We start from the raw sequence: 6,304 nt of genomic DNA, 5'->3' as shown, positions 1-6,304 counted from the left end.
CCCGGCCGCGGTCCAGGGCCTGCTGGTCGCGCTCGATCATGGTGACCTGCAGGCCGGCGTCGAGGGCCGAGACAGCGATGCCGGCGCCCATGGTGCCGCCGCCGACCACGGCCACCTGTTCGATGGGGCGAGGCTGGGCGATGCGGGTTTCCGGGGCCTTGAGCACTTCGCGCTCGGCGAAAAAGGCGTGTACCAGCCCGGCACGCTGCGGGCTGTCGAGGCATTCCTGGAACAGCCGGCGTTCTTGCTCCAGGCCTTGATCGAAGGGCCGGTCAAGGGCCGCCTCGACCGCACGAATGATGTTCTGCGGCGACAGCAGGCCCTTGGCCTTGTGCGTGAGCTGTTCGCGGGCGGCGTTGATCTGTTCGCGTTGCAGATGCTGATCGCCCAGGGCCCGGGCGTCCCGGGTGCGCCGCACGCCAGCATGGCTGTCCACCAGCTCGCGGGCATAGGCCAGGCCGGCAGCCAGGGCATCCTTACCCTCCGCCAGGCGGTCCACCACCCCCAGGTCGAGGGCCTCCCGGGCATTCAGGTGACGGCCGCTGAGCATCAGTTCCAGGGCCGCCCGGGCACCGATCAGGCGTGGCAGGCGCTGAGTGCCACCGGCCCCGGGCAGCAGGCCGAGCAGCACTTCCGGCAGGCCGAGGCGGGCGCTGCCCAGGGCCAGGCGGTAGTGGGCCGCCAGGGCCACTTCCAGGCCGCCTCCCAGTGCCACGCCCTGGATGGCCGCCACCACCGGTTTGGCGCTGTCCTCGATGCGCTTGACCACCGCTGGCAATGCCGGGGCCTGGGGCGCCTGGCCGAATTCGCGAATATCGGCGCCGCCACAGAAGTGGCGCCCGGCGCCGACCAGCAGGATGGCGGCCACCGTCGGATCGTCGGCGGCGCTGTCCATGGCGGCCAGCAGCCCGCGCCTGACTTCCACGCCAAGGGCGTTCACCGGCGGGTTGTCGAGGGTCAGGACCAGGATGTTGTCGTGCAGGGCGGATGCCACAGAGGGCTGGGCGGTGTCGCGACTCATTGCAGCAGTCTCCCGAGGAAAGGGCAGCGTGAGGCCGATGGTTGCCCAGGGGCTCCGGGCGCTGAACGGAAATCAGGATTGGATTCCGCTGTTTGAATCGGCTGGTGAAAATAATCCTGTCATCAATAAATTAGTGGGTCAATACGGAATAGTGTTTCGCGGTGCGGAATAAAAAGATTCTTTTTACTTGATTTAAGCCCTTGATTGCTTCAGAGACGTGAGGATGAATATTTGACATATTTGATTTGTGATCACATATTGCTGCCCACAAGAATCACAACACAGGTGTCACCCCCATGTCCGAAGGTCCTATCCCCCTGCCTACCTTGCGTCAGGTTTCTCGCGATACCTTGCAGGAACAGGTGTATCGACAGATTCGCGAAGCCTTGATGAGTGGCCGATTCCAGCCCGGCCAGAAACTGACCATTCGTGGCCTGGCCGAAGCCCTGGGTTCCAGCCCGATGCCGGTGCGCGAAGCCCTGCAGCGCTTGAGTGCGGAAAATGCCTTCGAGGTCACGGAAACCTCCCGCCTGCGGGTACGCATGATGACGGTGGAGCGCCTGCGGGAAATCCGTGATGCACGGGTGGCCCTGGAGGGGCTGCTGGCGGAAAAGGCCGTGCAGCATCTGCACAAGGCCGATATGCAGGAGATCGCCGATCTCTGCCGGCAGATGCAGAAGGCCGCCGACGAGGTGGATGTCTCCCGCTACCTGTGGACCAACTTCGCTTTCCACCGGCGCATCTATGCAGTGGCCCGGGCCGAACTGACCATGGCCGCCGTGGAGAACTTCTGGCTGCACATGGGCCCCTGCTTCGCCCTGGTGGCGCCGGACAAGGCCCACCTGCAACGTTCCATGGAAGCCCACAACCGAATCGTCGAGGCCCTGGTCGCCGGCGATGGCCCGGCGGCGCGAGCAGCGGTCACCGACGACATCATGCAGGCGGCGGATTCCCTGGGCCGCCTGCTGGCCAAGAGCGACGGCGCAGCACAGCGCAAAGGAGGCCGGGCATGAGCATCCTTCAGCGTTTGCAGCCTTATCCGGGCTTGCGGGTGATGATTTCCGGTGGCGCGGCGGGCATCGGTGAAGTGCTGGCCGCTGCCTACCTTGAAGCCGGCGCCCAGGTGCATGTGTGCGATGTCAGTGAAGCGGCCCTGGCGGCCTTTCGCGATCGCTACCCCGAGGCCCTGGCAACCCGTACCGATGTCGCCGACCCGGCGCAGATCGAAGCCTTGTTCAAGCTTCAGGTGCAGCACTTCGGTGGCCTCGATGTGCTGGTCAACAACGCCGGCATTGCCGGGCCGACCGCGGGCATCGATGCCGTCAGCGATGCCGACTGGCAGCGCACCATCGATATCAACCTGACCGCGCAATACCGCTTCGCCCACCACGCGGTGCCCCTGCTCAAGGCATCGGACAAGGCCCACCTGCTGCACATCGCCTCCGTGGCCGGGCGCCTGGGCTACGCCTGGCGCACGCCCTATGCCGCTACCAAATGGGCGATTGTCGGGTTGATGAAGTCTTTGGCGGCGGAGCTGGGTGCCAGCGATATCCGGGTCAACGCGCTGTTGCCGGGGATAGTCGAGGGGCCGCGGATGGAGGCGGTGATCCAGGCCCGGGCCGAACAGACCGGGGTACCGGTGGCGCAGATGCGCGAGCAGTACCTGGAGAAGATCTCTCTCAAGCGCATGGTCAGTGCCGAAGACGTGGCGGCCATGGCGCTGTTCCTCTGTTCGCCGGCGGCATGCAACGTCACCGGCCAGGCGATCAGCGTCGACGGCAACGTCGAATACCTCTAGCTCCCGCCGGCTGGCCGCGCCGGCGAGGACCGCCGGCGCTGAAACCTGTAGCGACACCCTGGGATTTTTTTCATCAAGAATAAAAGTCGGAGTACCGTCATGCCTGGAAAAACACCCGTCATCATCACTTGCGCCGTTACCGGTGCCATTCATACCCCGTCCATGTCGCCCCACCTGCCGGTCACGGCCGGGGAGATCGCCGCCGAGGCCATCGCCGCCGCGGAGGCCGGGGCGGCCATCGTCCACCTGCACGCCCGGGACCCGGAGGACGGCCGGCCGAGCCAGGACCCCGAGCTGTTCCGGCGCTTCCTGCCGCAGATCAAGGCCGCCTGCGACGTGGTGATCAACCTCACCACCGGCGGCGCGCCGACCATGGGTGTCGAGGAGCGCCTGCAACCGGTGCTGGAGTTCAAGCCGGAACTGGCCTCGCTGAACATGGGCTCGATGAACTTCGGCCTGTACGAAATGCTCAACCGCTTCACCGAGTTCAAGCACGACTGGGAGCGGCCGTACCTGGAGGAAAGCGACGACCGGATTTTCCGCAATACCTTCCGCGATATCGCCCATATCCTCAGTGCCTGTGCCGAGAACCGCACGCGCTTCGAGATCGAGTGCTACGACATCGGCCACCTCTACACCGCTGCGCATTTCCTGGAGCGCGGACTGCTCAAGGCGCCGCTGTTCATCCAGTCGGTGTTCGGCCTGCGGGGCGGTATCGGCGGCCACCCCGAGGACCTGGCACACATGCGCCGCACCGCTGACCGGCTGTTCGGCGATGCCTATCACTGGTCGATCCTCGGCGCCGGGCGCAACCAGATTCCCCTGGCGACCATGGGCCTGGCCATGGGCAGCCATGCCCGGGTCGGCCTGGAGGACTCGCTGTGGGACGGCCCCGGCAAGCTGGCGGCGAGCAACGCCGACCAGGTACGACGCATCCGCAGCGTCATCGAGGCCCTGGGCGGCCGGGTGGCGACGGCGGACGAAGCCCGCACCCTGCTCGGGCTCAAGGGGCGCGACCAGGTCGCCTTCTAAGCCCCGCAGGCCCGCTGCCGGCGCCTTCCGGGCGCTGGCGATCCCGCATAACAATTACAAAGGGATATGCCCATGAACACTGCAACCGCCGCGCCGCCCCGGGACCCGCAACAACTGACCCGGCTGATGTTCCTCAAGCTGATGCCGCTGCTGATCGCGGCCTATGTCCTGAGTTTTCTCGACCGCACCAATATCGCCCTGGCCAAGCATCAGCTGGATGTGGACCTGGGGATTTCCGCCGCGGCCTACGGGCTGGGGGCCGGACTGTTCTTCCTCACCTATGCGCTGTCCGAAGTGCCGAGCAACCTGATCATGCACAAGGTCGGCGCGCGCTTCTGGATCGCCCGGATCATGGTGACCTGGGGGCTGATCTCCGCTGCCATGGCTTTCGTCCAGGGCGAGACCTCCTTCTATGTGCTGCGCCTGCTGCTGGGGATCGCCGAGGCCGGGCTGTTTCCCGGGGTCATGCTGTACCTGACCTACTGGTTCGACCGCCAGCAGCGGGCCCGGGCCACCGGCTATTTCCTGCTGGGGGTGTGCCTGGCCAATATCATTGGCGGCCCGCTGGGCGCGGCGCTGATGAAGATGGACGGCCTTTTGGGCTGGCACGGCTGGCAGTGGATGTTCCTGCTCGAAGGCCTGCCGGCGGTGTTCTTCGCCTGGGTAGTATGGCGACGCCTGCCGGACCGCCCGAGCCGTGCTCCCTGGCTGAGCGCCGAGGAAGCGGCGGCCATCGAACAGCGCCTGGCCCGGGAAGCCAACGAGGGCGCGGGGCAGGGCGGGCACTCGTTCCGGCAATGCTTCACGCCACAGATCCTGCTGGCGATCTTTGTCTACTTCTGCCATCAGATCACCATCTACACCGTGATCTTTTTCCTCCCCAGCATCATCGGCAAGTACGGCAACCTGAGCATCATGAGCGTTGGCCTTTTGACCTCGCTGCCCTGGATCGCCGCGGCCGTCGGGGCTATCGCCTTGCCCCGGCTGGCCAACAGCCCGCAACGCTCGCGGCGCCTGCTGGTCTGTGGCTTGCTGGTGATGGCGGCGGGGCTGTCGATCGCGGCGTTTTCCGGGCCGGTATTCAGCCTGCTGGGGTTCTGCGTGGCGGCGCTGATGTTCTTCGTGGTGCAGTCGATCATCTTCCTGTACCCGGCTTCACGGCTCAAAGGCGCGGCGTTGGCGGGTGGCCTGGGCTTCGTCAATTCCTGCGGGCTGCTGGGCGGTTTTGTCGGCCCTTCGGTGATGGGCGCGATCGAGATGAGCACCGGCAATGCCATGAATGGCCTCAAGGTGATTGCCCTGGTGCTGCTGGTGGCGGCATTGGCGGCCCTGCGTTTGCGCCAGGGCCAGGAGGACCGCAGTGAGCAAAGGGCGAGTGGGCTGGCGAGAAACTCCGCCTGAGGTCTGCCCGGGGGCGGCGTCGCTTGGCAGATCTTGCCTGGACGCCAGCCCTCCGGCCTTTCTACACTGCTCCCCGTCTGGGGACCGGGGGCAACATCAATGAATCGCAATGAACTGCGCAAGGCCGATATCAACCTGATGGTGGTGTTCGAGGCGCTGATGCTCGAGCGCAATGTCACCCGGGTGGCGGAGAAGCTGTTCCTCGGCCAGCCCACCATCAGTTCCGCGCTCAACCGCCTGCGGGCGATGTTCAACGACCCGCTGTTCATTCGCGTCGGCCATCGCATGGAGCCCACGGCCCGTGCCGAGCAGATCATCCAGCACCTGTCGCCGGCCCTGGACGCACTGTCCTCGGCCCTGAGCCTGACCCACGATTTCGATCCCGCCAGCAGCAACATGACCTTTCGCATCGGCCTGTCCGACGACGTCGAGTTCGGCCTGCTGCCCCCCCTGCTGCGGGCCCTGCGCCAGGAAGCGCCGCAAGTGGTGGTCGTGGTGCAGCATGTGGACTACTGGCGGATTCCCGACCTGCTGGCGTCCGGCGATATCACCGTGGGCATCAGCCAGACCCGCGGCCTGCCGGCCAACGCCAAGCGCAAGCTGCTGCGGCATATCCAGCCCAGCGTGCTGCGGGCCGATGCCAGCGACACACCGCTGACCCTCGACGAGTACTGCGCGCGGCCCCATGTGCTGGTGTCCCACACCGCCAATGTCGCCGGCTTCGCCGATGAGTGGCTGGCGGAGATCGGCCGCACCCGCCAGGTCGTGTTGTCGGTGCCCCAGTACAGCTCGCTGCCGGCCCTGCTCGCCGGCACCAAGCTGATCGCCAGCCTGCCCGACTATGCCGCCGCCGCCATGGCCGCCTCGGGGCAGCTGTACTGCGAGCCGTTTCCGTTCAAGACCCCGACCCTGGACCTGTCCATGGTCTGGCTCAGCCATGTGGACACCGACCCCGCCGAACGCTGGCTGCGCTCGCGGCTGGAAGCCTTCATGAGCGAGCGGGCGCCCCTCGCGAGCTAATCGCGCCTGGTAGCCGCTGCCGCAGGCTGCGA

The 6,304-nt window shown here is 66.3% G+C and carries 6 protein-coding genes; 5 read left to right on the top strand and 1 reads right to left on the bottom strand.

The annotated features are described in order from the left end of the window. Window positions 1-1,021 (bottom strand): enoyl-CoA hydratase-related protein (locus F6S12_RS28920; protein ID WP_315869626.1); only part of this gene is annotated, 1,021 nt, incomplete at its 3' end. A gap of 296 nt (window positions 1,022-1,317) precedes the next feature. Between F6S12_RS28920 and F6S12_RS28915 the strand changes: the two genes are divergently transcribed. The 5 genes from F6S12_RS28915 to F6S12_RS28895 all read left to right on the top strand — a co-directional run bounded on the left by F6S12_RS28915 (window position 1,318) and on the right by F6S12_RS28895 (window position 6,272). Then, window positions 1,318-2,034 carry a GntR family transcriptional regulator gene (locus tag F6S12_RS28915; RefSeq protein WP_011059818.1) on the top strand — a complete coding sequence of 239 codons (717 nt, stop codon included), beginning with the start codon at window positions 1,318-1,320 and terminating at the stop codon, window positions 2,032-2,034. After that, window positions 2,031-2,819, top strand: coding sequence for an SDR family oxidoreductase (locus F6S12_RS28910; RefSeq protein WP_011059819.1), 789 nt, complete (start codon window positions 2,031-2,033; stop codon window positions 2,817-2,819). Before F6S12_RS28915 ends, F6S12_RS28910 begins: the two co-directional genes overlap by 4 nt. A gap of 99 nt (window positions 2,820-2,918) precedes the next feature. Beyond that, window positions 2,919-3,851, top strand: coding sequence for a 3-keto-5-aminohexanoate cleavage protein (locus F6S12_RS28905; protein ID WP_011059820.1), 933 nt, complete (start codon window positions 2,919-2,921; stop codon window positions 3,849-3,851). 72 nt (window positions 3,852-3,923) lie between these two features. Continuing rightward, window positions 3,924-5,252 carry an MFS transporter gene (locus F6S12_RS28900; RefSeq protein ID WP_409999864.1) on the top strand — a complete coding sequence of 443 codons (1,329 nt, stop codon included), beginning with the start codon at window positions 3,924-3,926 and terminating at the stop codon, window positions 5,250-5,252. Between the two features lie 99 nt (window positions 5,253-5,351). After that, on the top strand, window positions 5,352-6,272 hold the full coding sequence (locus F6S12_RS28895) for a LysR substrate-binding domain-containing protein (protein ID WP_123473809.1): 921 nt from the start codon (window positions 5,352-5,354) through the stop codon (window positions 6,270-6,272). Window positions 6,273-6,304 lie beyond the last annotated feature (32 nt).

It is taken from the genome of Pseudomonas sp. JV245A (assembly GCF_032424515.1).
In the GTDB taxonomy this organism is placed as follows: Bacteria; Pseudomonadota; Gammaproteobacteria; order Pseudomonadales; family Pseudomonadaceae; genus Aquipseudomonas; species Aquipseudomonas protegens.
Note: the sequence above shows the minus strand (reverse complement) of the source record. Positions and strands in the feature narration are given on the sequence as shown.